The organism is Coleofasciculus sp. A1-SPW-01 (assembly GCF_040217205.1).
Lineage (GTDB): Bacteria > Cyanobacteriota > Cyanobacteriia > Cyanobacteriales > Coleofasciculaceae > Coleofasciculus > Coleofasciculus chthonoplastes_A.
Window position 1 is genome coordinate 16,489 of sequence record NZ_JAVJNP010000069.1, and the last position, 25,680, is coordinate 42,168.

19 protein-coding genes are annotated in these 25,680 nt (G+C 45.6%); 12 read left to right on the plus strand and 7 right to left on the minus strand.

The genetic code is table 11. The features are described 5' to 3' along the window. Nucleotides 1–96 precede the first annotated feature (96 nt). The gene (locus tag RH949_RS11200) at nt 97–873 is read right to left on the minus strand and encodes a PEP-CTERM sorting domain-containing protein (RefSeq protein WP_446353108.1); all 777 of its coding nucleotides are present in this window, start codon (nt 871–873) and stop codon (nt 97–99) included. Between the two features lie 765 nt (nt 874–1,638). Between RH949_RS11200 and RH949_RS11205 the strand changes: the two genes are divergently transcribed. Both RH949_RS11205 and RH949_RS11210 read left to right on the plus strand, forming a co-directional pair. Next, nucleotides 1,639–1,824, plus strand: a complete 186-nt coding sequence (locus RH949_RS11205; protein WP_006101159.1) for an NblA/ycf18 family protein — start codon at nt 1,639–1,641, stop codon at nt 1,822–1,824. Between the two features lie 462 nt (nt 1,825–2,286). Beyond that, complete coding sequence (locus tag RH949_RS11210; protein ID WP_446353110.1) at nt 2,287–2,868, plus strand: universal stress protein; 582 nt, start codon at nt 2,287–2,289, stop codon at nt 2,866–2,868. A gap of 23 nt (nt 2,869–2,891) precedes the next feature. Here the strand turns inward: RH949_RS11210 and RH949_RS11215 are convergent, their stop codons facing one another. Then, on the minus strand, nt 2,892–3,863 hold the full coding sequence (locus tag RH949_RS11215; RefSeq protein WP_446353112.1) for a GAF domain-containing protein: 972 nt from the start codon (nt 3,861–3,863) through the stop codon (nt 2,892–2,894). Nucleotides 3,864–4,064: 201 nt separating this feature from the next. Next, the gene (gene mrdA, locus RH949_RS11220) at nt 4,065–5,858 is read right to left on the minus strand and encodes a penicillin-binding protein 2 (protein ID WP_006101282.1); all 1,794 of its coding nucleotides are present in this window, start codon (nt 5,856–5,858) and stop codon (nt 4,065–4,067) included. A gap of 303 nt (nt 5,859–6,161) precedes the next feature. On the opposite strand from mrdA, the gene RH949_RS11225 reads away from it, so the two are divergent. The 4 genes from RH949_RS11225 (at nt 6,162) to RH949_RS11240 (ending at nt 10,050) form a co-directional block, all read left to right on the plus strand. Then, nucleotides 6,162–7,295, plus strand: coding sequence for an ABC transporter ATP-binding protein (locus tag RH949_RS11225; RefSeq protein ID WP_446353115.1), 1,134 nt, complete (start codon nt 6,162–6,164; stop codon nt 7,293–7,295). 5 nt (nt 7,296–7,300) lie between these two features. Further along, on the plus strand, nt 7,301–7,708 hold the full coding sequence (locus RH949_RS11230; RefSeq protein ID WP_044207232.1) for a hypothetical protein: 408 nt from the start codon (nt 7,301–7,303) through the stop codon (nt 7,706–7,708). Between the two features lie 244 nt (nt 7,709–7,952). Beyond that, nucleotides 7,953–9,068, plus strand: a complete 1,116-nt coding sequence (locus RH949_RS11235) for an ABC transporter substrate-binding protein (protein WP_006101075.1) — start codon at nt 7,953–7,955, stop codon at nt 9,066–9,068. 118 nt (nt 9,069–9,186) lie between these two features. Then, nucleotides 9,187–10,050, plus strand: a complete 864-nt coding sequence (locus tag RH949_RS11240) for an ABC transporter permease (protein ID WP_044207328.1) — start codon at nt 9,187–9,189, stop codon at nt 10,048–10,050. A gap of 716 nt (nt 10,051–10,766) precedes the next feature. Here RH949_RS11240 and ctpB read toward each other — a convergent pair. Continuing rightward, nucleotides 10,767–12,089 carry a carboxyl-terminal processing protease CtpB gene (gene ctpB, locus RH949_RS11245; RefSeq protein WP_006101123.1) on the minus strand — a complete coding sequence of 441 codons (1,323 nt, stop codon included), beginning with the start codon at nt 12,087–12,089 and terminating at the stop codon, nt 10,767–10,769. 252 nt (nt 12,090–12,341) lie between these two features. Here ctpB and RH949_RS11250 point away from each other — a divergent pair, with 252 nt between their 5' ends. Next, nucleotides 12,342–13,049 (plus strand): YdcF family protein, encoded by a 708-nt coding sequence (locus tag RH949_RS11250; RefSeq protein ID WP_044207228.1) that lies wholly within the window; start codon nt 12,342–12,344, stop codon nt 13,047–13,049. Here RH949_RS11250 and RH949_RS11255 read toward each other — a convergent pair. Continuing rightward, the gene (locus RH949_RS11255) at nt 13,043–13,978 is read right to left on the minus strand and encodes a hypothetical protein (protein ID WP_044207225.1); all 936 of its coding nucleotides are present in this window, start codon (nt 13,976–13,978) and stop codon (nt 13,043–13,045) included. The two genes, RH949_RS11250 and RH949_RS11255, sit on opposite strands and share 7 nt — an antisense overlap. A gap of 345 nt (nt 13,979–14,323) precedes the next feature. Continuing rightward, nucleotides 14,324–16,114 (minus strand): peroxidase family protein, encoded by a 1,791-nt coding sequence (locus tag RH949_RS11260; protein ID WP_446353119.1) that lies wholly within the window; start codon nt 16,112–16,114, stop codon nt 14,324–14,326. Nucleotides 16,115–16,674: 560 nt separating this feature from the next. On the opposite strand from RH949_RS11260, the gene RH949_RS11265 reads away from it, so the two are divergent. From RH949_RS11265 to RH949_RS11285, 5 genes are all read left to right on the plus strand, one after another. Continuing rightward, the gene (locus tag RH949_RS11265) at nt 16,675–18,102 is read left to right on the plus strand and encodes an NADH:flavin oxidoreductase (protein WP_446353121.1); all 1,428 of its coding nucleotides are present in this window, start codon (nt 16,675–16,677) and stop codon (nt 18,100–18,102) included. Between the two features lie 204 nt (nt 18,103–18,306). Next, entirely contained in the window at nt 18,307–19,764 is a 1,458-nt protein-coding gene (locus tag RH949_RS11270; RefSeq protein ID WP_446353123.1) for a c-type cytochrome, read from the plus strand. A 17-nt stretch (nt 19,765–19,781) separates the two neighbouring features. Next, a complete protein-coding gene (locus RH949_RS11275; protein WP_446353125.1) occupies nt 19,782–20,207 on the plus strand; it encodes a hypothetical protein in 426 nt (141 codons plus the stop codon). A 291-nt stretch (nt 20,208–20,498) separates the two neighbouring features. Beyond that, nucleotides 20,499–21,932: a c-type cytochrome gene (locus tag RH949_RS11280; protein WP_446353127.1), complete on the plus strand. Its 1,434-nt coding sequence runs from the start codon at nt 20,499–20,501 to the stop codon at nt 21,930–21,932. Nucleotides 21,933–22,067: 135 nt separating this feature from the next. Continuing rightward, nucleotides 22,068–22,400, plus strand: coding sequence for a hypothetical protein (locus tag RH949_RS11285; RefSeq protein ID WP_006101138.1), 333 nt, complete (start codon nt 22,068–22,070; stop codon nt 22,398–22,400). Nucleotides 22,401–22,903: 503 nt separating this feature from the next. Here RH949_RS11285 and recJ read toward each other — a convergent pair. Next, nucleotides 22,904–25,333 (minus strand): single-stranded-DNA-specific exonuclease RecJ, encoded by a 2,430-nt coding sequence (recJ, locus tag RH949_RS11290; protein WP_446353129.1) that lies wholly within the window; start codon nt 25,331–25,333, stop codon nt 22,904–22,906. Nucleotides 25,334–25,680 lie beyond the last annotated feature (347 nt).

Here is a 25,680-nt window from a genome sequence, read left to right on the forward strand (position 1 = left end):
TGTTGAGAAACCATGAAACAAAAAGCAGTTGGCACTTCCATCCAACTACTTTCAGTATCGGGTTAGGTTATAATTTTTAACTCAAACAGCCAGCAATTACCGTTTAACAGCTTTACGACGACGGCTGATAAAACCTACCACACCTAAACCAAGTAATGCTCCAACCGTACCGGGTTCAGGAACTGACTCGTGTGTTACCTTCACTACCCAATCTTGGTAGTCATAGTAGTAGTTTTCAGAATCCTTCTTGAACATGCCATCTTCCATACCCAGGAAGTAAGCGCCTTCTTCTACTACAGTCAAGAACTTGTCAGGGTTACTGTCTACATAATCCTCAGTTAGAGGGAAAGGATAGTTCTGATCGGTTTCTACATTGAACGTGTAACTATCTTTCTGAGCAACCCCAAAGGCAGAGAAGTTGCTACTTCCACCACCAAAACCCCGATCTAATAACCCTAGCTGGTATTCTACATCTTTTTCAAAGGTGTATTTAACAATACACTCTTCACTGATACTGATGCTACAGGTTCCCAACCAATCATTGGCATTACCAGAGCCAGGGTTGTATGGACGTAAGTCTTCTGTAAACAGTGACGTGAATACACCACCAGACACAAAACCGAAGTCTGAGTAAGTCGCACCTCTAGAACCTAGCCCTTCTGGAACCACAACGCTAAATTCGTAAGTTTTACCATCACCCTCAAATGTTTGTGTAGCATGAGGAATAGGCATTGGACCGATACCCTTCATAAAAGGGCTGTCATCGATGACGTCAACGCCTAGAGTAATAGCGGATGCAGGAACTCCAAAGCTTACTAGGGCAGTAGCGGTAGCAGCAGCGATACTTAGGCTAGAAATAATTGGCAATTTCATAGTAGTATATCCTTTCCGGGATAACTTGAATTTGACTAGAGAAAATTAGGCTTGAGTCAATTGATTGATACTCTTGTGCAGCCAATGTATGTATTTTCTCTCATAGCTACATTTTAGAATGCCATAAGAGGTTTTTTCCCTTCAAGGGGCAATTTTCATCAACTCTTCATCAATTTCCCCATTTATATAAAGCTTTTATGAAGAAAAACACAGACACTGATGAGTACAAACTCACAATGATTTATGAACGTCTACAGTGGTTTTATGTTAAATGAGATACACCCCAGGAAACAAGGATGATCGATAGAGCTGTTTAACTCTAGTAAGGCACTAATGTCACAGTTTGCTGATGTTCAGTAAATATACTCAAGCAACTGTTCACATTGAGCAGTTTGCTCTAGGAACAAGCTGATACAACTGCCTCAATTCAAGAGCGGAAACTGTACGCCGCCAGTTAGGTGGGGGAGATCCTGTGGACTGTTCAAGTGCCGTCACTGTCAGGATGAAGCAGGAAGTAAAGGCAGTAAGCGGCAAAGTTGTCCACTTGTGGGTAGCTTTGAGTCCGTTTTATGTAACTGTAACGGTTCTCCACCTTTGGATTCAATAGAAGTCTTCATTTGGAGGTATAGGCAATTTGTCAAATAATTGTTACAGTTTTTAATATAGCTTGGGAACGGTTGACCCGTTCACAGAACCTGGCCCCTTGCCAAATGCAGGCTTGTGTCATCTGAACGTCCATTTTTTCTAGCATTCAAGGAGATAACCATGTCCCAACCCATGCAACTTTCCCTAGAACAACAATTTAATATCCGCTCGTTTGAAACCCAGGTGCAGAAAATGAGCCGTGAGCAAGCTCAAGACTTTCTGGTTAAGCTCTACGAGCAAATGATCATGCGTGAAAATATGTACAAGGAGTTTCTCAAACATGAATGGGGTCTAGAACCCAGTTAAAAGTACGAGCAGTGGTCCCTATGTAGTGGGCGACCTCCGTCTCTTGCTCGGTTCCTACGGTGGAAAGGGGCTGGGGATGCTGGGGCGTCAACTCTAGTAAGGCTTCGGTCGGAATGGAATAAGTTGTAAGTAATGCGTCATCAAGCGTTGGATTGATTGGCTCGAATACTTCATTCTCTGAAACACACAACGCCACACGAGTGACAAGAGAGTGTAGCGAACTGGCTGAAGTGATTAGCTCAACAATGATTTATTACAATTAAGCAAGAATATTCTTGTCCTCATCTAGGAATAAAGGGTCGTTCAACAATAAAATCGTCGATTGTCCTGGTATTTTCTTAGAGAAAAAGCAAAACTTAATCATAGACATCCCCTAAGCGGTAAGCTTGAATCCGTAAGCAGCCCAACGCCAAACCTGCTTTGACGCTGGGTTTTGTGATCAAAAAATATTCTTCCTATCTTATGTTTCAGCGTTGCTTAATTTGCACCAATTTTGCCGACGGTTTGTATCGGTTGGTCGAGTTTGTACCCAGTTTAGCGGCTAATGGTATCCAAACGATTATCTTTCTTCATAGCGTACCGTTGTGGGAAGAAGGGGAAATTCCCCGGATAGATGAGGAAAGAATTACCCGCGCTCGCGATCGCCTGCAAGCTGGATTGAAAACTATACCGGAGGGCGTAGAGGTTCACATCGAAGTTCTCTCAGGGCGTCCTTTGGATAATATTCCCAAAGTAGCCAAACGTTACGAAGCCGATGTGATTCTGACGGGGATGGAAAGCCGCAATTTTTTACAAGAAAAGCTGTTTGGTAGCACTACAGCCGAATTAGCGAGGAACTATACCACTCCCCTGTTGATCCTGCGTCCCCAACTGGTTTCGACTTATACCTGTGAAGAACTCGAGCTGCGCGTGTTTGACATCAGCGCGATCGCGGTTTCCTCTGAAACAATCGGCAGTATTATTGAATTGCCTATCCGTAGCTTTGCTGGGGAATTAATGCGGCGTAGTTGGCATCCCGTTCTTTTCTTTCCACCACCGAGTTAAATTGATTGGTCAGGGAACTTCTGCTATACTAGCTTAGCGAAGCCCTGCCGTAGCTGTTGCGCTCGCTGCCTGAGTTCAGCAATCAACTCCTCTTCTCTCAAGACAACACCACCTCTGGTAATTTGTTGCTTCGCTTGAAGTTTGTGCGCCAGTTGATGGCAGAGCTGACATTTGCCTAAAATACCCATAATTGATGGGGAAAATTTCGCAAAAACGAATTCATCTTCTGAAGTAAAGCCCTTTTTGTCAATTCGCTGCGATAAGTCTTCGTGAGGGTTTGAATGAGGTTTGATCTTGTTGATAAATTGGGCAACAGCAACAACCTCTTTTTGGCGATTCAACAGGGGCCACGCCAGGATGGTATAAGTGCGATACCCTGTTTTTTGATCCGTTTTCTTCGCTTGTTCTGAACGGGGGTCGTCGTAGACATCAAAGGGAATATTGATCATGTTGGACGAGTGGGCAGCTAAACCAACAATTCCCTTGTTCATGGGGATATCAATGATTAAAGACCCCCCTTTTCCATCCTCAGCGATTAAAGAACCAACTTCCTTCTTGTGCTGATCGATCAAAAAGATGCTGGCGCGATCAGCACTCAGCAAGTCTCCAGCTTTACGAGTGATACGACCTAACATTTCACAAAGAGTGCGTACCAAATCCTGTAACGCTTTATCTACCGTATCTTTTTCGACGGAAAAATAGGAGTTAATTTGATTCTCACCCGAATTAAAGGCTACAGAAGATACAGAGGTGAGCGATGATTCTTGTCCCTCCAAGCCAGCCACTTCTCGCCAATCCAGTCCTAATAGCTGACAAATTTGCAGAAAGTTCAGCCGATTAACTGGCTGACCTTTGAGAAAAAGATTATTAATTACAATAGGTAGCGATCGACCTAGCTGTTCAGCTAGCTCTTGCTCTTGTCCGTTACTCTTATATCTCCAAGCTTGTTCGACAGCTTGGATATATTTAGGATGCACACTCAATGTTTTTGACATCGACATCATACAGGAGTAGCGGAATTCTACTTTAAGGATACAATAACTTTCCCGGAGCTAGCATCAGCCAATTAACGTAATCTGAATACGATATTTGTCTTAGTACACCTTTATCATTCGTCAGGGAACAGGGAACAGGATAAGGTAGAGTTGTGAGTTAACTCACAACTCCCCCAGCTTCCCCAGCTTCCCCAGCCCTACCTACTTTTCCTTTGCCTCGTCCGGGGACTTGGCATCAAAGTAAGCTTCCAACACCTGCTTAACCATCGGTGCAGCTACGGAACCGCCACCACCACCGGAATGTTCAGCAAAAGCGACCACGACAATCTCGGGTTTATCGAATGGCGCAAAGGCACCAAACCAGGCGTGAGGCTTTCCAGGTGGCGCTTCGGCTGTGCCACTCTTTCCAGCTACCGGCGGTAGATGAGGCACATTTAACACTTGTCCCGTACCACCATCAACCACCGCTCGTAATCCCTTACGTAGTGTCTCTATCGTTGAAGGCTTCATTTCCATTGACACCCGCCAATTGCTTAACGCCTCATTGTCCTTATGTAAATGCGGTTTAACTCGATAGCCACCATTAGCCGGAACAGCAAACATGACTGCCACTTGCAGGGGTGTTGCCTGAGTAAATCCCTGACCAATGGACATATTCACGGTATCTCCCACTGTCCATTCCCAGTTGAAGCGCTCTCGCTTCCAGGTATCATCCGCAATCAAACCGGCAGCTTCTTCAGACAACTCAATTCCCGTGGGTTGACCAAATCCATAGTTCCTTGCCCATTTAATCAGAGTCGGTCCACCTACCCCTTTGCCAATTTGACCATGAAACGTATTACTACTCCACGCCATAGCTTGCTGGTATCCCAACGGGCCAAAACCGGCACGGTTCCATTCGCCAAAGGATGTACCCCCAACATTCAGGGCGGCAAAGGTGGGCAACACGGTACCTGGTCCAAATTTCCCTGACTCCATACCCGCTGTTTGGGTCACCACCTTAAACGTACTCGCCGGGGGAAATCCGCGCATCGCCCGATTGACAAAGGGATTTCCTTTCCCTTGCAATTGCTTCCACATATCTGGAGTAATCCGGCTTGAGAAAATGTTGGGATCGAATGTAGGGCGGCTAACCATGGCTAAAACCGCTCCATTTCTGGGATCAAGGGCGACAATCGCACCCTTTTGATTGCCCAATGCGGCTTCGGCTGCCTTCTGGGTCTTTAAATCAAGGGTAATTTGCAGGTCTTTACCTGATTTTGCCTCTTTCTCACCCAGAATCCTCAGAACTCGACCTGCACCATCGACCTCCACTTGCTGACCGCCCCATTCTCCTCGCAGGGTTGGTTCAAAGGCTTCTTCAACCCCCATCTTCCCAGCAACATCGCCCATGCGATACCCTTCAGCGCGACGTTGTCCTAGTTCTTGATCATTCAGTTCTCCAGTATATCCCAAAACGTGAGCACCTACATCCCCATTGGGATAGTCCCTTACCGCTTCGATATCCACCTCGATGCCATCCAGTTGATGGCTATACTCCTGTAAAGCGGTGATTTGGGCAGGTGAAAGCCCCCGTTCAATTCGGATCAGCGAGGGTGAATCAAAGCCAGCCCGTTCGACTCGTTTTTGAATCTCATCTTCGGGAAGATCTAACAGTTGGGATAGACGTTGGCGCGTTTGGGGCCATTCATCTTTTTTCAGCGCCACGGGCCATAAGAACACTGAATGAGACAAGCGAGAGCTGGCAAGCACTTTGCCCTTGCGGTCGAAAATATTGCCCCGCACTGGTTGCTTCGGCACCAGCCGAATCCGGTTATTTTCAGCCAGTTGTCGGTTACGTTCTCCCTGAACCAACTGTAAGTACGCCAAACGAGAACCCATTGCTCCGACTAGGAACAAACTGACAATCAGCATGACAATGACCGATTGGTAATTGCGTCCAACGGTACGGGGTGTCGTTTGGCGACCTCCGGAATAGGGCTGAATCACGGTCATAGTAAACGGCTTCTCAACTCTCTTTAGTAGTTTGTACTCAGTCTAGTGTTGATTGTGACGCTTTTTTCACAGAAGTGGCTTATCTGTGCCAAACTAGGTCGTTAACCCAGTCGCATCAAGGTGAAATAATAGCGCATCCTTTCCTCGAATGCATTTTTAGCGGGTCAATTCTTTGAAGCCACCCCGCCAGGTTAGTAGACAGATAAAATAGACCCAAGTATAAAAAAAAGGATTAACGAATTCACATTGGATCGGGTTTCATTGGTTAAATCAGGGCGACTTTGCGCTAGTGAATGAATTATTATGTTTCAACCTTCCGTTAAAGACCAACGCGCTCCGGATGCTACGGCTGAGCTTGATGTTGAACTCCGCAAGGTTTTCAAGGTTTTCAATGGCGAGACAGCGGTTCGGGGAATTGACTTGAAGATCCGACGGGGAGAATTTTTTAGTATTCTCGGTCCATCGGGTTGCGGTAAAACGACTACCCTGCGCTTAGTGGCAGGATTTGAGTCTCCGTCTGCAGGTGAGGTTTTGATTCAAGGGCAACCCATGAATCACATACCTCCTCACCGCCGACCTGTCAATACAGTATTTCAAAGTTATGCTTTATTCAATCACCTGACGGTTGCGGAAAATGTCGCCTTCGGGTTGCGACTGAAAAAGCTCAAGGGGACAGACGTTGAGGAGCGAGTCAAACAATCCCTCAAACAGGTGCAAATGGAAACTTATAGCAATCGATTTCCCGCTCAACTGTCTGGAGGACAACAACAACGGGTAGCATTAGCACGAGCCTTGGTGAATCGTCCTACTGTTCTATTGTTGGATGAACCCTTGGGGGCGTTAGATTTTAAGCTTCGCAAAGAAATGCAGGTGGAACTCTCCAACTTGCATCAGGATTTGGGGTTAACGTTTATTATGGTGACCCACGACCAAGAAGAAGCCTTGAGCCTGTCTGATCGGATTGCCGTGATGGAGGCGGGGAAGATTGAACAAGTGGGCAACCCCACTGAAATCTACGAACGTCCCCGTACCCCCTTTGTGGCTAATTTTATCGGTGATACGAATCTGTTTAAGGGTCGCCTGCACGCTGCTGATTCTTCTACGCTACAAATTATCACGTCCAGCGGTTTGGAAATGGTTGTGCAATCCCCTGACGCCAAAGAATGGGCGAGTAACTCTAAGGAAATGGTGGTTAGCGTGCGTCCGGAGAAAATTCGCTTGAGTCTTTCACCACCCAACTCAACCGTGAATTGCTTTGAAGGTCGTCTCAAACATGTTATGTATCTGGGAACTCACGTTCACTTGGTCGTGGAACTCCTAACCGGCGATCGCCTGACGGTTATGCTGCCGAATAATGCTATGAACAAGCTACCCGAACCCCATACCTCAGTGTACGCCCGTTGGGCAACGACCGATTGTATCGCGTTAGAGGAGTAATTACTATGGCATCATCAGGAGTCAGGTTGTTTTTAGCCGAATTGGAGTCGCACTGTAACTCGAGTGCGATCGCGACGTTCCTCAATAGTGATGGAGAGTCGTTTGCCATTGACCTTAATCGTCAGGGACATAAGGTAACGTATGGAACAGATTTGGATATCAAGGAATTCTTTGTCGCCAAACTTTTGGGGGGGTGTCAACCTCATGGTTCGTTGATCCTGCGTTCGTTTACGCCGGATATTGACGAATTTACCCAGTTACCCATTAAAGAATTACGCGGCTATGTTCTGCAAGGGACGGGGAATGATCTGGAATTTGAAAAACTTCCCCCCAAGGTCATGTTTGCCTGTCACAACACCGATGCCGAAACTGGGGAACCTTTACCCCTAGAACAATCTGTCCGCTATTGCTAAAGTTGTTGTTCGTCCTTTGTCCTTTGTCCTTTGTCCTTTGTCCTTCGTTAGGGAACAGGGAACACCTCGACTTACCTCGGCTTCGCTCGGTAACACGCTCGGTGTGTCACAGGGAATAGGGAATTCTTAGTTGTCCTTGGTTGTTGACCAATGACTATTAATGACTGGTTGCTAATAGCGTTAAAGCAATGACCAATGACCAATGACCAATGACCAATGACCAATGACCAATGACCAATGACCAATGACTAATCAGCCAAGATCCCGAAAACGACCAAACCGCCGTCAGTTTTTACAAGCGGCGGCTTCAACCTTACCCTGGCTAGCGCTGTCAGGGTGTGGCTGGAGACTGGCGAATGTGCGTCCGGCGGCGGGGAGTCAAGATGATGCTAATCTGTTATACATTTACACTTGGGCTGGCTATACTGACCAAGATTTGTTAGACCGCTTTGAGGAAGAAACCGGGATCAGAGCGATCGCGGATGTCTATGATTCTAATGAAGCAATGCTGGCTCGATTGCAAGCGGGTGGTGGGGGCGCTTATAGCATCATTTATCCTTCGGAGTACATGGTGCAAAAGATGATCAATATGGGGATGTTGCTAGAACTCGACCAACCCCGCATCGAGGGTATGTATCGGTTGTTTCCCCGTTTTCAGCAAGCCGACTATGATCCGGGGAATCGCCACTCTGTTCCTGTCAGTTGGGGAACTACCGGCTTGGTTTACAATACCCAGCAAGTCCAACCCCCGCCAGAGGATTGGGATTATCTGTGGGTGTATCAGCAGCAGTTGGCAAAACGGATGACGTTGGTCAATGATGTGCGAGAAGTTATGGGTGCGGCGTTGAAAAAGTTGGGATATTCTTACAATTCCACCAACGTGGAACATATTCAAGCGGCATATCAAGCCCTGATGGACTTAAAACCTGCGATCGCGTCTTTTACATCTGATGCTTGGCGTCCCCAGATTCTCAGTGGAGATTTAAAGATTGCCATGTGTTATTCGTCCGATGCCACGGAAATCATGCCAGAAAATGAAGATTTACGCTATGTGCTTCCAGAAAGTGGCTCCTCTCTCTGGATTGATACCCTAGCCATTCCCAAAACCGCTCCCAATGTCGAGGGCGCTTATGCTTGGATTAATTTTATGTTGCAGCCAGATGTCGCCGCACGCATCGTGGAACGCCTAAGTTTTGCGACGCCCAATAAAGCTGCTTATAATCTTTTACCGCCTGACCTGAAAAATGATACCAGTCTATTTCCTCCAGAAGAAGCCCTGGAACGGTGCGAAAATTTGGAACCATTAGGAGAAGTTGAAGCCGTCTATGACCGCTATTGGACGAAATTGACCAGCTCTTAAATGCTGGCTATGTCAATAATTCATAATTAATACTTATACCGTGTCTACCGACAAAAAAGTTTCCCCCACCTCCTTACCCAATCCCGCAGCCACAGATCATAAGGCTGAATCCTCATTTATCGAAGAACCCACCCGTTCTCGACGCCAGTGGTTAGAACCCTTGGCGTTATTAGGACCGGCTGGACTGTGGCTGTTTTTATTGTTGGTTTTACCCACTCTGATCATCTTTGAGTTGAGCTTGGTTCCTGATATTAAACCGGGGGATATTGTGAACCCGTCGGGACTGGATAACTATCTGCGCGTCTTTGAACCAATCAATCTGCAGGTGATGGGGCGATCCGTGTTTTTTGCAGTAGGTACGATGGCGATTTGTCTGGTGTTGGGGTTTCCGGTAGCTTACTGGATTGCTCAGATGGCACCGAAGCGCTGGCAGAATTTACTCCTGTTAGGGTTTATCCTACCCAATTTTACCTCCTCCCTGTTGCGCTCTTATGCCTGGATTACGATTCTGCGACCCACCGGGGTACTCAATAGCATCTTAACCTCGATTGGCTTACCCGCGTTGGAACTCTTAAATACCAGTTCGGCGGTATTAATTGGTATGGCGTATAGTTATTTACCGTACATGGTATTGATTCTCTATGCGTCCTTAGAGAAATTAGATCGGCGTTTATTGGAAGCGGCGGCGGATTTGGGTGCTAATCCGGTGCAAACGTTCTGGAAGGTAACTATACCCCAAACCTTTTCCGGTATTGCGGCGGGTTCGATTCTGGTGTTTATTACCGCTTTGGGGGATTTCGTTGATCCGGAGTTGTTAGGGGGGGCTTCCAGCATGACGGTATCCCGTCTCATTTACAACCAGTTTCTGGGCGCAACCCAAAACTGGGGATTTGGTTCAGCGCTGAGTATGGTGTTAATTTTTGCCGTGAGTATTGCGATCGCGCTTTTAATTAAGTACGGGGATATGGAACCGCAACGCTAGTTCGTTCTTCGTTGACTAATATTCAGCCACTACGTTTTCGCTTTTCTACCCAAGAAAATTGCTATTTGTAACAACTCCTAAACTTTGGTAAATACTGTTTGGCAGCCAGAGAGAACCATGTTACTTTGAATATGGAGATCGTCCTCCAGAGACAATAACTGGAGAAAAACCAAGGAAGAGTCAGAGGTGATGACGATCATCCCCAATCTTTGGCTCTGCCACAGAAGTAACCAACCTAGCGTAGCCTTAAGGGGTTAGATTCGGTGAAAACCGAAACCCAACTCAAGTCCAGAAAGACACATTTATGCGGGTCAATAAGCGGTGAACCTGTGAAATTTGTAAACATTAGTAAGCTCAGATTAAAACCTGAAAAATCAACGGCTTGAAAAGTCCTAATAGAACGATCACTTGGGTCTAATCTCTTTGGTTAGACCCATTTGATTATGATTATAATTAGGGTCTGCTGAATAAGTCTTGTGGTGAGGGGAGGCAATAGGGAACACCTCGACTTACCTCGGCTTCGCTCGGTAACACGCTCGGTGTGGAATAGGCAACACCTCGGACTTCGACGTGAGCGCTCAGTCGAGAGAAAATTTGGTGCTTAGGTCGGCGGAACGTCTGTCAATTGTAGGGGCGGGTTTAGCCGTTTAATTTTGTTATCTACCGATAACCTCTCAACAAAACCCGCCCTGTGTCATAAACAACAGCTTATACGTTTACCGAACACTAATCGGTTCAGTAGGTTGATTCAAACCCCGTTCTGCCAGCACCGTATTTTCGAGAACCGTAAGCGCTTGCTTGTATTGGGGATCTTCGATTGTGGCACGTAACATCGGTTGTGTAACCAAACGCCGCTGTTGAGCGCTAGTTAAATCAATTTTCACATCAGGGCTAATTCCTTTGTGATTAATATCAATCCCACTGGGAGGATAGTAGCGGGAAATCGTCACCGCTAAACCTGAACCATCAGATAAAGAATGGACAGACTGCACGACAGCTTTACCAAACGTCGTTGAACCGACAACCCTCGCCCGTTTATTATCCTTCAGCGCACCCGCTAGAATTTCACTGGCGCTAGCTGAATAGCCATCAACTAAAACAACTAGGGGAAGCTGAGTTAGTGCGCTTTGGTTGGCAGAAAACTTTTGTTCTCCACCTTTGCGATCAATAGTGTGGACAATCTCACCCTCATCGAGCCACATCCGGGCAATTTCAATACTGGCGTACAATAATCCACCAGGATTACCACGCAAATCTAAAACATAACCATTCACATCTTGGCTATTCAGATTGCGAATTGCCCGTTGCATTTGTTCTGGTGCGTGGGAACTAAATTCATCAATGCTGATATAACCCACCCGCATCTGACCTTCCTGCTTGAGGGTATAGTGTACAGACGGTAGCTCAATCTGAGCGCGGGTTAAAGTAACATCAAAGTGATTTTGCCCTTGACGAGATATTTTTAGAGTGACGGATGAGCCAACTTCGCCGCGAATTAACGCCGAGGCTTCTTCCGCACTCATCCCTTGAGTGGATTTGCCATCAATGGCGATAATTTTGTCTCCAGATTTAAGTTCGGCTTTGAATGCCGGTGAATTTTCAATCGGCTCAATAATAACCAGCTTCTGGGTTTTCTCATCCACACCCATGCGAATCCCGACGCCAGACAGTTCACCTGCTGTTTGATCCGTTAACGCTTTGAATTGTTCGGGTTCTAAAAAGCGAGTATAGGGATCACCGATGGGTTCTAGGGCGTCGCGAATGGCTTTGTAGGCTTGTTCGGAAGACGTATAATTGCGGTTGAGTAGCTGCTGACGGGTCGCTTGCCAATCCACTTGATTGAACGAGGGATCAACGTATTCCTGATTAACAAGTTGCCAAACTTCATCAACAACCGTCTTGGGACTATCCTCAAGCGCCGCAAAGACGGAGCGATTACTGCCAATTGGGGCTAACCATGATAATGTGGCTGTTGTTGCGATCGCACCCGTTACGAGGATGCTTTTCAGCCAAGGGAAGGTTTTAGAATATTGATTCATGGGAAATACGTCGAACAGACTATGGGTTGGTTTAAAGCGGACAGTCAAAGCGTACCCAGTCGTTAGCTGCAATAATTAGCATTCCCTGAGTAGGGATAGCATGGTTCTGGCGGCATCAAATCCGTCTATTGCTACTATACTCAACTTATCTGGCTAATTTCCAGAAATTTTGTGCCAGTTGACCTATTGTCCTGGTGATGAAGACAATGGCTTCGCCTCGGACAGTCAGAGTGAATCAAGTGGTAAGCCTCAGTGAGACGATTGATAACACGCCATTGGCTACGGGTTGCGCGTTGGCTACTGTCTAAGCAACGACTACGCTGGTTAGGCTTAGGGCTATTGAGCCTAGTCGTTATTCTTAGTATAGGGTTACTTGCAAATATCTTCAGATTGTCGGCAGGAGCCGCTTCACCTGTAGATACATTCTTTGTTTTAGGGGGAAGTATTCGCCGGGAGGTTTATGTGGCTCAGTTAGTGAAGCAACATCCCCAAACTCCGATTTTGATTTCTCAAGGCTCTGATGAACCCTGTATTTTGCTCATATTCCAAAAGTATAACGCGCCCATGGGTCAGGTTTGGTTAGAAAAATGTGCGGATTCCACGTTTGGTAATTTCTACTTCGGGATTCCAATTTTACGGCAGTGGGGGGTACGTCATGTTCAGTTAATTACCTCTCCCACCCATTTACCACGAGCGGGGTGGATGGCGCAAATTCTTTTGGGAGCAAATGGGATTTGGGTTGATGTGGATACGGTGCAAGAACAGGGAATTCCGGGGAATCAGGAATCCTGGTGGAAAACGGGATTGGATGTGACGCGCAGCCTAGTTTGGGCGCTATTGAGTCAGGGAATTCAGCCGCACTGTTCCGAGGTTACGCCCCTAACTGAGGTTGATTTAGACGCTTGGCAAAAGTCAGGTTTTGATTGTGAGTATCAATGGTGGTTGAAGCTGGATTATTGATTGGCAAAGCGCTGATGTCTAAAAAATAGCTGGCTATCACCGTAGTAGGATGCCACAAATTCCGAGGTGGTTTCCAGATGTCCGATAAGTTGGGCGTTTTGGCGATAACTTGGCTCGTCTATGATGTCAGCTTTCTGGTCAGCATTTTCGTCTCCTACGTTTTGGGGCACAACAGCATAGAGGGAAAATAAACGGGTTCCAGCCGGAATCGTGGCAAGATCATCTCTGAAATCATGGGGTTGATTTTCAGGAAATTGAATAGTGGGATTGGGAACGAGAAAAAGGCGATAGGGATAAAAGGGATCAGGTTCTAGATGACCCGTTTGGTCGATTCGGGCAAAGCCTTGCAAATAGAGTTTTCGGGGAAATTTGCTGACGCGGCGGAAGATTGAATTGATCAATTTAGGACCTAAATCATTTTCTGCGGGAACGATATTAGACAATTCATTGGCAAAGAAATTATAGTTATTGCCTTGACCCGTGAGGGAAACCAATGCTGAGACATTTTCCGAGGGTTGACCGTCCACCAAAAGCTTGAGGGCTAACCCTGGAGCAAATCCGCGATCGCTGGGATCACCGGTGAGGGATAATCGTAGAAGACCGTAGTCAGCACCTTTAAATAAACCAGTAAATTGAGTAGTCGGGGTGGGGATCAACTTAACCTTAGCAACACTGGCGTGGGCGTGAATGGCTTTGTTCCATTTGCGGGGTGCTTCATCGGATAAGCGATCCATTTTGATGCTTAAAAAGGTAAAAAATAAACCGATCACGTCAATTTTTTTCAGTGGCGGTAGGGTATCGTAGCGGGATGCTAAAATTCTTTGCTGCCAAATCAAGTCCTGCTTTTTTGCAGCCGTCCAGGATTCATAGTCGCTTGGTAGCGGTTCTAGCTTGTGGGCATTATGCCAAAATTTTTGTAGATTTTTCATGGAGGTGACTGGGTAAAAAAGTATGTCGGTTTATTTTGATTTTTGGTTAACACTTCATCCTTCATCTCTCAAATTTATGGGTTAAATTCATTAGTTTTTTCTGGTATTCCTAGAAACCGGGTTTCTTTGGGTGAAAGGTCGATATTGGTCATCCTCACGAGAAACCCGGTTTCTTGACCGATGTCCTAGCCACCCATACTCCCCATGGAACAAAAAGCGAAGCATCCGATGGTTTCCCCCTTTTGAAGGGAGACGGGAGGGGGATCTATAAGGGGCGTTGTAACCCCTCACACCTCCGCCGCAACGCTTCGCTAGTTACTATTACCTGTTGCCCAATCTCAACAATTAATACCCCGAAACACCGACTTTACGCCAGGGAGCAAAGGCATTTTGTACACCAAATAAAGCGGGGCTGACGGTGGGGTAATGGCGGCGCAAGACACTTAACATACTGTTGTTGTCAATCCAATCTAAACCCCATTGAGTGTAGACTTCGGCGGTGTAGTCTTTGGTGAAGAAGCGATCGCTCTTAAGTCGGCGGGATGCCATTAGGATAAAGATACGGAAAGCTGTGTCACTGAAGCCAAACCCGGCGGGCGGGTTTTCGGCAAACATACCCACCATTAAATCAACGCTGTTGATGTCGTTGTTGTAAACGTCCCGGAGTTCCTTTGCCCATTGCGGGTTCTCGGTGATGTCCTCAAAGGTTTTGACTCGTTCACGACCAATGAGTTCACGGAATTGATTATAACGGGGAACGCCGCGTTCGCGATCGCGTAATATATCCACAGCCGCTAAATCAAAGACTTCGCCGTTATCCCGGACTAATTGCTGTAGGAAACGGGGATAGTTATGTAAGGTAATCGCCCCAGGATGAGTAATGCCAAAGGAGTAGAATAAATCGGGCATACCTACTTTATCGACTAGATTCCGACTGCGATTTCCTGATACTTCAAATAGATTTTCTGTAAATCGCAATTCCCCATTGTCGAGAGAGTAAAATTCAAACTCATCTGGCATTAAGGGATGCATCCGATAGACGGAGACAAATTCTTCGGTGAGATAGTAGGGGGCAGTGTGGTGATCTGTCGCTGAGCCGACAATCCCACTCAGGAGTTCCCCCTCTCCAATGCGCCCAAACAAGCGTTTGACATGTGGACCTAATAATCCCCACCAGTTAGCCTTCATAGCAATTTCTAAAGCTGGATGTCCTAAGATTGCAGGCGTCCATTCAACGGTGTGGATTTTGGCGAGTAAGGCGGCGTTAATTAGTCGGGCGTGGTTGAACAGATCATCATCTGTCCAGTCGGGATATTCGTTTTTGAGATGATCGCAAATCGTATTGTGTTCTTTGACAAATAGAGTATGTAACATAGTCAATCCCACCCACCAGTTCTCATCAAAACCAACGAGATCGACACCATTTTCAGGGTTGATGGGTAATAAGTTATCGTCACCGATAATTAGCTTGCCATCGCCATGAGTCCGCAGCTTATCAATGGTTTCCTGATCACTGCCATAAATTTGCGACGCATCCCACCAGTGAGTAACTCGGTTAAGAAAGGTAGGCGGATTTTTGGTATCTTCGTCGGGACGGGTTGAGTCGGGTAAGGTTGCGCCTACTTCTAGCGGTCGATATTCTTGGGGCCAGGGATCGTCTGCTTCGAGAGGAATCTCAAATTTCTGGTCAAATGTACCCCCATGGGCGAACCAGTCATGGGTTTGAAATTGAATCCAAGAGGCGGCATGTAGGTTTAAGGTGCTAGCGGGTACAAATTCATCCCGCGTCAGTAGTTGGCGGCTAATTGTGCGCGGATTGGGTTCGAGTAAATTCTTTTGGTCAGGGTGAGTATATTGGAGGGGAACATTGCGTCCAAAACGGGAACCCGCCCGCCCCATTTCTGGCTGTTCCAGGTCATTAAAACTCCCGTCGGCTGTGCGAATCTTGAGATGGTCACCATCTGGACTAGGTGTTGGTTGTGTCCCCTCACCTTGGGTCGGTAATTTTGCGGTATCATGTAGATTTTCTTCCCGCAGTCGGTTCCGAAACTTAAATAACTTGACTAATGCCAGGGGAACGGGGAATTGATGCCAAGGTTTTTGCTGACCTCGACCTGATTTAGATGATTTAGTCATGGTGTTAATTCCTTTTATTTGGATACAATATTTAACAATTCTGTCCGCAATCGGGACTAAAATCAATACTATTCATAGTAAATCTCTATCTTATTTCCGACAAGCCCTTTCAGCAAATTTCCTGAATTAATCTCAACTCTCCCCAATTTATACCAATTTTTGTTCAATCCTAGAACGTTGGGGCAACCGGGGTAGTAATGGATTGCTAGTCTTAATGATTTGTGAAAACTAATAGAGCTGAAAACCTTGCTAAGTAAGAATTCCTTGTCCCTACCTACTTATCTTATGGTGCTAACACCCCTCAGCCCATTCGCCACAAAATCGGGATATTTTTAACAAAACTTAAAATAACTCGCCATTTTTTTCAGGATTTGCCATAATCAAAAAATTAGAATATTCTGGATTTTTGTCGCCATCTGACAAAAAGGCATAGCTACGAATCAAGTCCGGAAATGCCAACATAAGTAGGTTGGTGGAAATAAACTCAACCTTATGAAGTTATGTTAACAAGCCTCAAGCTATTACAAATGACAAATGATAAATGACGAATGACAAATGACATGACAAATGACAACGATATCATTTTTCAACCGCTAACATTCCGAAACCTCACCGTCAGTAATCGCATCTTTCGGTCGAATATTTCCGGCAGATTCGATAACTATGACGGTTCCGGAAACCAAGTCCGAATCAATTGGGAACAGAAGTTTGCCCAGGGAGGCGTCGGCGCAATTATTTCATCGTTTACGCCAGTACAAATTCGCGGACGAATCCTGCCAAATTATGCCACTATTGACCGAGATGACCGCATTCCATTCTGGCGTAAACTTGGTGAGGTGGTGCATGAATACGACTGTAAATTTATCATGCAACTGAGCCATTCTGGGCGTCAGCAGGATGTGAGTGGCGTAGAAAACCTTAATTTAAAAGCCCTCAGTTCAACCAGTATCACAGAATCGTTTCATGGTTTTGAATGCCAAGCCATGACCAAGGCTGAGATTCAAGAAACAGTTCAGGCGTTTGCGGCGGGGGCGAGACGGGCGCGAGAGGCGGGACTGGATGGCGTGGAACTGCATAGTGCCAATGGTTATTTAATTACCCAATTTCTAAGTTCTGGGATTAATGACCGCAACGATGAATATGGGGGATCATTAGAAAATCGCGCTCGCTTTTTGTTGGAGATTATTAAAGCCATTCGTCAGGAAGTGGGTGATGACTTTCACCTCCAAGCTAAGATTAGTGCGGTGGAGTATAATAATGCCGTGATTCCGTGGGAAAAGCCAGGGAATACCCTAGAAGATTCGATTCAAGTCTGTCAGTGGATGGAAGCGGCTGGAGTGGATGCCATTCATGTTTCTACGGGGAGTATATTTCCTCATCCCTTGAACCCTCCTGGTGAATTTCCCCGCATCGAGGCGATGCGCTGGTATGATTTGATGTTATCCAGTGGAATTCATACCTTTCGCAACTATTTATTATTTCGGTTTCCCCTGTTGTATCCGATTTTCTTATTCTTATGGAATCGAGTTCAGAAACAGACCCAAGACCAACCGATTCAGGGATTAGAGGTAAAAGCGCAAGCTTTGAACGAGTCGTTCCAGAGGTTTGTGAGTTCTGAACAGATGCAGGAACTTCTACAAAAATATCAGGGGGTTAGCCTTAATCACGCGGCTGAGATTAAAAAGCAGGTGAATGTTCCAGTGATATGTACTGGAGGCTTTCAACAGGCGTCCTATATTCGTCGGGCTATTCAGGAGAACTTCTGTGATGCGGTGAGTATTGCCCGTCCTTTGGTGGCGAATAATGACCTAGTGCATCAGTTTAAGGCAGGAAAAGACTTGCCTGAACGCCCTTGTACTTACTGCAACAAATGTTTACTTAATGCCTTAGAAAATCCCCTGGGTTGTTATGAGTTAAGTCGCTATAATAATCCCGATGAAATGATTGCAGAAATTATGACTGTGTTTGACCCTGCACCGTTTCGGTGACGGGAATAGAGGAGATGCGTGGGCGGGTTTAGTAACATTAGGGTAACAACAAAGAATAATAGGGAAAACTAACTGCCTCTAATGGCGTGACCCAACTAAAATGGTGCAATAGATTGGCTTCGTAGTGAGGGCTTCAGCCCTTTTTAGCTGACATTAAGGTTTAAATGCAGAATAGCTTAAATCACCAATCACTAATTCTTAATCATGGAAGAATCAACGCCATTAAAGTCAACGGGAAAGACTTTTAAAAAACTATTGATTGTGATTGCGGGAGTTATACTCGCTACAATTATTGGTTTAGTTTCTCCCCTAGTCTTAAATAATCCTGTCGATTATGATGATATTAACAATCACTTTAAATATGGTTCAATTGGCAGTGAACCAGAAAATGGAGTACCTTACTGGATTTGGAAAGTTTTACCCGCCGTATTTCCTGACAAATTACCCGGTGAAGGCTATCAATCGTTGGGCTTTCTTTACGAATCCGGAAAAGACCGCCCCATTGGGTTTTCTCAGCGTCGTGTCTTGATTGACCGCGTTGGCTTAAATTGTGCGATTTGTCATGTGGGTTCACTGCGGGATACGCCTGAAAGTGAACCTCAAATTATCCCCACGATGCCCTCAAATACGGTAAATCTACAAGGGTATATTCAGTTTCTGGGCAAAACGGCTTTGGATGAACGATTCACTCCTAACCGAATCTTAGCCGAAATTGACGCCCAAGGGGGAACGTTTAATCCGATTCAGAAATTAATTTACCGCTATCTGGTTATTCCCCAAACAAGAGATGCGTTGATTACTCAAGCAAGTCAACTGGCTTTTTTAAATGAACAACCGGATTGGGGTCCAGGACGGGTGGATACGTTTAATCCTTATAAATCAATTCAATTTAGCTTCCCGATGGACGAGTTGGAAGAGGCTGAAAAAATTGGCACGGCGGATTTACCCTCTATCTGGAATCAAAAACCCCGTGAAGGATTGCAACTGCATTGGGATGGGGATAATAAATCGGTTCATGAACGTAATTTAAGTGCGGCTTTGGGTGCAGGGGTGACACCAGTTACAGCGGATTTGGAACGGATTAAACGGATTGAAGATTGGTTGTGGGAACTTTCATCACCGACTTATCCATACGCGATTAATCGGGAATTAGCAGCTAAGGGTCAGCCAATTTATCAAAATAATTGTGCCAGTTGTCATGCCTTTGGCGGGGCGAAGGTTGGTAAAGTGACGCCGATTGGGGAAATTGGTACTGACCCGCATCGGTTGGATTCTTATACATACGAGTTACTGTCTAATCAAAATACCCTGTTTGTCGGGACGCCGGAACGGTTCAAGAATTTCCGTAAGACCGATGGTTATGCCAACATGCCATTAGATGGAATCTGGTTGCGATCGCCTTATTTGCACAATGGGTCTGTACCGACGTTACGAGACTTGTTAGAGGCTCCAGACGACCGTCCTCAAGTATTCTATCGCGGGTATGATGTGTTTGATCAAGAGAATGTCGGTTTTGTCTCAACGGTTGCCCAAGAGAAGGGGACGCCGTATTTTAAGTTTGACACGACTGTACCTGGCAATAGTAACAGGGGTCATCTGTATGGTACTAACTTCTCGTCGGAGGATAAAGCCGCGTTGGTTGAGTATCTGAAAACACTTTAGAATCAGGAGTAAACATCATGAATCATTATGCAAAATGGTTTAGTCGCATGGTCTGGTTAGGCATTGTGGTGAATATGTTTTTTATAATTCCCCTCTGCTTTTTTCCAGAGGTTCTACTTTCGCTATTAAAGATGCAAATACCCGTGCCAATTATCTGGGTAAGGGCGGCTGGACTCTTACTACTGGAACTAAGTATTTTGTATATTCCGGGGGCAATTGATCCTTATCGTTACAAAGCAACAGCTTGGATGTCAGTGGTCGTCACACGCGGCGCGGGCGCTACCTTCTTCCTGAGTGCTGTTTTGTTCTTTGGGCAAGATTTAGGATTTATCACAATTGCTTTAGTTGATGCCTTCTTCGTGATTGTCCAAGGAACTCTGTTATTTTTGGCGATGAAAACTCAACAACCTGAAATGCCGGAAACCGTTCAAGAGTTTTCCTAAATCGGTCATTTTTGCAGAAGTTGAATGGGTAGGGACGACCCGATTGCATTCCTTAACAATTGGAGTTTACTCAATTATAGCGGTTGCCATAAAGCTTAGGACATTTAAGGCTGAAACAAACCTGTACCAATAATAAATTGTCTGCTCTCTGCCTTAGCGCCTTCTGGCTTTTGCTATAGATAGGGTCGCCTTCTACTCTCTCAATTTGCCTAACTGGGATGCTTCCCCCTACAGATTTTTGATGAAACAGAATACGAATTAATTCAAGTCAAGAAATAAAGGAACAATTTTATGGAAAGTACACCATCAAAAATTGGACGAACCATTACCGCGATCGCAATCATTCTAATATTGCTAATTGGCAGTGTCGGATATCTGGCATGGTATAACCTTTTTCGCGAAGTAGATACCTATTACGAATCAGTCGAAGATCATTTTAAATACGGATCAATTGGCAGCGAAAATGCCGAAGGTGTTCCCTATTGGATTTGGTTAGTATTACCTCGAGTTTTTCCTGATAAACTCCCCAAACCCGGTGGCTATACCTCTCTCGGCATTACCTGGGAAGAAGGACAAGAATTACCCGTTGGCTTTTCTAAAAAAATTATCGGCTTTCCCCGCCAAGGGATAACCTGTGCGCTTTGTCATAGTGCCACCTATCGCCAAACCCCCAAAGATAAACCAACGATTGTTCCCGGTGGACCTTCAAATAAATTTCATCTGCAAGGGTATATTCGCTTTCTGGGTGACTGTGCTACTGATCCTCGATTTAATGCAGACTATATCTTAGATGAAATTAGCTATAATTATGACCTATCTTTGTTTGACAAGCTACTCTATCGGTTTATTATTATTCCCCGCACCCGGAAAGAATTATTAGAACTTAAAGAAACCTTTGCCTGGATGGAAGAACGACCCGACCAAGGACCCGGACGCATTGCCCCCTTTAATCCGGTGAAGTTTCGAGTTTTGGGGTTGCCTGTCGATGATACAATTGGCAACTCGGATATGATGTCGATTTGGAATCAAAATCAACATGAAGGATTTGCCTTACATTGGGATGGGTTAGAAACATCACTCACAGAAACTGTGAACACTGGGGCGATTGGTGATGGGGCGACGAAGGAGTCAATTAATATTCAGGGATTAAAGCGGGTGGAGGATTATATTCGTCAATTACCGCCGCCGAAATATCCGTACACGATTGACCAAGGTTTAGCCGCAAAAGGGAGTCAAATTTTTGAGAGTAACTGCGCCTCTTGTCATGCATTTGGTGGCGAACGCACCGGAACCGTTATTCCCATTGATGAGATTGGTACAGACCGTTATCGTTTAGATATGTGGACGCAAGCAGCGGCTGATGCGTATAATGAGTTTGCCGAGGGGTATGATTGGGATTTTGATCAGCTTCGCAAAACTAATGGATATGTGGCGGTAGCCTTGGATGGGTTGTGGTTAAGAGCGCCCTATTTGCATAATGGTTCTGTCCCCTATTTAACGGATTTGTTGGAGATACCGGAGCAGCGGACGATGGTGTTTTACAGAGGATATGATGTGTATAATCCGGAAAAAGTGGGCTTTGTTGCTGAAGGCGTAGCGGCGGAGAAAGAGGGATTTAAATATGATACAAGGGTGACGGCAAATAGTAATCAAGGTCATGTTTATGGCACCGAGTTGGCGGCTGAGGATAAGTTGGCGTTGATTGAGTATTTGAAGACGCTTTAATGTTGTTATTTGTCTTTTGTCATTTGTTCTTTGTCAACACATCCCCTAAAAAATGGTAAGATTTTGGCGTAAGGGTAAAGCCGACAAACCTGCACTCCTGTACCCTTTATTTGTTAAGGGGTGATTATAAATCCCATGACTGACTCCAATAAAACACAACTAACGCTGCAAAAAATCCTGGATAGCCTGGATCATTTAAGGATGGATGAACTGCGAACGCTGCAAAAGGCGACAACTGCGCGAATTCAACAACGTGTTGATGCTTTAGGTAAGCCACTACTGAGTGACTTAGTGGCAGGGTTGGAATGGACTGAAGAGTATAAAGAGAATCCACCTATCTCAGATGCCCGACTCCAGGAAATTAAAGATGGGGCAAGACCAACTGATACTGAATTAGAGTATATTGCTGAAGGGTTGGAAATGGATACTGAGGAACTTTTGCAGATGCTGCGTTTTCGTCAAATTTGAAAGCTATAAATGTTGAACTATTGATGATAAACGCTTAATCTGGCATCAAGCCGGGAACTAAAGTTCCGGCTAAAAGCTAAAACCCGTTTAAACGGGTTCATATTATGTCGGGTTAAGTTTGTAGTTGCGCTGTCTTTGCTATAAATGTTGAACCATTGATGATAAACGCTTAATTTCGCACTAAGCCGGGAACTAAAGTTCCGGCTAAAAGCTAAAACCCGTTTAAACGGGTTCATATTATGTCCGGTTAGGTTTGTAGTTGCGCTGTCTTTGCTGTAAATGTTGAACCATTGATGATAAACGCTTAATCTCGCACTAAGCCGGGAACTAAAGTTCCGGCTAAAAGCTAAAACCCGTTTAAACGGGTTCATATTATGTCCGGTCAAACCTTTTCATATCCTTGCACCACTATCAGGGAAAATGTACCATTGCTACCCCTGCTCCCTCTGCTCCCTCTGCTCCCTCTGCTCTCTTCCCCCACCACAAGACTTATTCAGCAGACCCTATTTATTATTTGTTGATAGCGCTAACATTCCATGAATGGTGGACAAGGGAACCTGATAAAAATACTGACGCAAAAATTGTTCTTCTTCGATAGCCGATAAAAAGTGTTGAATGCTTTCCTTGGTGGTTGGATCGATCGCGTCTCCATCCCACTCCCCCATTGACCCACTAATTTGGATTGACCCGCCTTGGTGTTTCACCTGAAACCCTAAACCGGAAAGGGCGGTGAGTCCCCGATGTAAGGTGCGATCGCTTAATTCTAACTTGTCTTGCAATTGCCCTAGGGTAGCGGATTTCCCGGTGCGACTGAGGAATTTAGCGAGTCCGACTAATTTCTCCCACACCTGGCGGGAGGAGAGTTGAGGCGGTGGCGGATAGGCGATCGCTAATTTTCGTTCGCTTTGCATCGCCCGTCTAAACCAGAGTTGCAATTCATCCCAACTGGTGGGACAGTCGCGAACGGTTAATGGATCACTGGGTTCAGGTGTGGGCGTTTCCCTTGGTTCGCCCACTAAGGTGGGTGGCGTCAAAGGATTGGACATCGACAGCAGGTTCTCGCTATCCTCCTGCATTCCATCGCGCCAATCTAAAATCCAATCCAGTTGACTGGGAAGATTAAACGCGGAAATCCTATCCCCCGATTGAACGGCGACTAAGCGCACTTCAGGACGTTTTTTGAAGTTATTATAGTCCAGTTCCACAATCGCATTACATCGACCTTTGGGAACTTCATCGCGATAATGTCCCCACCAGATACCGGGAAATCCCACACTTGTGGAATCATCCCAGATTTCTAATTCGGTTTTAATATATTGCACTTTTTTTCCTTTCAAATCCTGAGTATTGCGATTCCAAACTGATTCAAACCAGCAGTTTTCAATTAGCAGTTTGGGAACCGGATTACCCATGCCACAAGGTTCTAAGAGTTTAAGTTCCTGGAATAATGGTTTGCCTAAAGCCGCAACCGTGACGACAATATCAGCAGTAACAACTGGGGCTAATAAGGCGTCTTGGGCGGCGATTTGTTGACGTAACTTTTGATTAATCCCTTCGCTAAATAAGGGAATATTTTCTACAGGTAAACTTAACCCAGCAGCAAAGGGATGTCCGCCGAATCGGTGTAATAGGTGTTCTTGGGATTGGACTAATTCATACAAATCAATTCCATTCACTGAACGGGCAGACCCTCTGGCGATCGGCGAAGTGTTAAGTGTTGACCCTTCGCCGCCCCACTCTTCACCTGTACTTAATAAAACTGTCGGGCGTCCATATTCTTGGGCAATTTGACCCGCGACTAAGCCTAAAACGCCTGCTGACCATTGGGGATCATCTAGAACAATAACACAGGTTGTTGAAAGGTCAAGTTGTGCCAGTTTCCGTTTAACCTGTTCCGTAATATCTTTCTGTAATGATTTGCGGCGGCTATTAGCTAATTCTGTTTCTAAGGCTAAGGTTTGAGTATAGGTTTCATCGCGACGGGTTAATAATTCCACACAAAAAGATGCATCCCCCTGAATCCGACTCACGGCATTAATTCTTGGACCTAAGCCAAAGGAAATATCCGTGGGGCGATCGCCACTGCGCTGACAGAGTTCTAAAAGTTTAGCTACACCGGGACGGGTGCGGGTTTTCAATTGTTGCTGTAGCGTTTGAATTCCCCGTTGGGCTAAATAGCGACAATCACCACTCAGTTGGACTAAATCAGCAATTAAACCAATTGCTACTAAATCTAATAAATCTTCTAAAGGTTGTTGGGGAATATCGGGTAATGTTTGATACAGTGCCTCAACTAATTTATACGCTACCGCTACACCAGAAAGATGAAACAGGGGATGGGTTTCGGCAAAATAGCGGGGGTTAATAATCGAAACGACGTTCGGTCGCTCCTCTGGTAAGGTATGATGATCGGTAATAATAATGTCTATGCCTAACTGATCAGCATAGTCAATTTCGCTGAGATTAGTGCTGCCTGTATCGCAGGTGACAATCAGTTGAGTTCCCGATTCTGCGAGTTGGTCAATTCCCGGACAATTCAATCCGTGAGATTCCGTGAGACGATTGGGAATATAATAGGTGAGTTGTTGATTCTGCGGTAAAAACTGCCCCAATCCGTCCCATAAAACGCTGGTTGCGGTAATTCCATCGGCGTCAAAGTCTCCCCAAATTGCTACTTTTTCCCCCTTATGCCGTGCTTGTTGCAATCGCTGTACTGCCCGTTTCATTTCCTGACCAAATTCAAAGGGACTCGCGGGTTGATATAAATCGGGATTAATAAATCCAGCTAATTGATTTAACTCCCGAATTCCGCGTTGCCATAATAATTGGGCGGCGTAATATCCTTCTGATGCGGGGGCGTAGGATTTAACCGCATCGAGGAACCATTGGGGAACATCTGGAGAGGGTTGAACGTGCCATTGGGGTTGAGGCATAAGTCGGAGGGGAGGAGAGTTGGGGAAGACGGTTGACGGTTCGACAGCGTGAGTTGAAAGAACGCCCGTATGAAAATCTTAGCTTGTTTTATGCTGGAAACAAGCTGTCACGCCTTTAAATTGGGTAAGTAGGTGGGGACAATTAATGTGAACGGTGGAGAACTCGCTTCGCGAGAAACAAGCTACGTTTATGTAAGGGTTGGAGCATTAGTAGCGAGCAAGATGCAAAGCCTGCGGCATGGCTTCGCTTAACGCACTACAAGGCTTTCGCCGTTATTGATATTAAGAAAAAGGGAAAACTTAATGAGAGCATACGAAGTATGGGCGAGGTCTTCTCGCCGAGTAGG

Excerpts from the sequence above, each read along its gene's own strand:
- recJ (WP_446353129.1), bottom strand. The coding sequence starts at position 25,333 with ATGCCTCAACCCCAATGGCACGTTCAACCCTCTCCAGATGTTCCCCAA.
- RH949_RS11255 (WP_044207225.1), bottom strand. The coding sequence starts at position 13,978 with ATGAAAAATCTACAAAAATTTTGGCATAATGCCCACAAGCTAGAACCG.
- RH949_RS11260 (WP_446353119.1), bottom strand. The coding sequence starts at position 16,114 with ATGACTAAATCATCTAAATCAGGTCGAGGTCAGCAAAAACCTTGGCAT.
- mrdA (WP_006101282.1), bottom strand. The coding sequence starts at position 5,858 with ATGACCGTGATTCAGCCCTATTCCGGAGGTCGCCAAACGACACCCCGT.
- RH949_RS11265 (WP_446353121.1), top strand. The coding sequence starts at position 16,675 with ATGACAAATGACAACGATATCATTTTTCAACCGCTAACATTCCGAAAC.
- RH949_RS11205 (WP_006101159.1), top strand. The coding sequence starts at position 1,639 with ATGTCCCAACCCATGCAACTTTCCCTAGAACAACAATTTAATATCCGC.
- RH949_RS11210 (WP_446353110.1), top strand. The coding sequence starts at position 2,287 with ATGTTTCAGCGTTGCTTAATTTGCACCAATTTTGCCGACGGTTTGTAT.
- RH949_RS11215 (WP_446353112.1), bottom strand. The coding sequence starts at position 3,863 with ATGTCAAAAACATTGAGTGTGCATCCTAAATATATCCAAGCTGTCGAA.
- RH949_RS11225 (WP_446353115.1), top strand. The coding sequence starts at position 6,162 with ATGTTTCAACCTTCCGTTAAAGACCAACGCGCTCCGGATGCTACGGCT.
- ctpB (WP_006101123.1), bottom strand. The coding sequence starts at position 12,089 with ATGAATCAATATTCTAAAACCTTCCCTTGGCTGAAAAGCATCCTCGTA.
- RH949_RS11280 (WP_446353127.1), top strand. The coding sequence starts at position 20,499 with ATGGAAAGTACACCATCAAAAATTGGACGAACCATTACCGCGATCGCA.
- RH949_RS11270 (WP_446353123.1), top strand. The coding sequence starts at position 18,307 with ATGGAAGAATCAACGCCATTAAAGTCAACGGGAAAGACTTTTAAAAAA.
- RH949_RS11285 (WP_006101138.1), top strand. The coding sequence starts at position 22,068 with ATGACTGACTCCAATAAAACACAACTAACGCTGCAAAAAATCCTGGAT.
- RH949_RS11275 (WP_446353125.1), top strand. The coding sequence starts at position 19,782 with ATGAATCATTATGCAAAATGGTTTAGTCGCATGGTCTGGTTAGGCATT.
- RH949_RS11230 (WP_044207232.1), top strand. The coding sequence starts at position 7,301 with ATGGCATCATCAGGAGTCAGGTTGTTTTTAGCCGAATTGGAGTCGCAC.
- RH949_RS11200 (WP_446353108.1), bottom strand. The coding sequence starts at position 873 with ATGAAATTGCCAATTATTTCTAGCCTAAGTATCGCTGCTGCTACCGCT.
- RH949_RS11235 (WP_006101075.1), top strand. The coding sequence starts at position 7,953 with ATGACTAATCAGCCAAGATCCCGAAAACGACCAAACCGCCGTCAGTTT.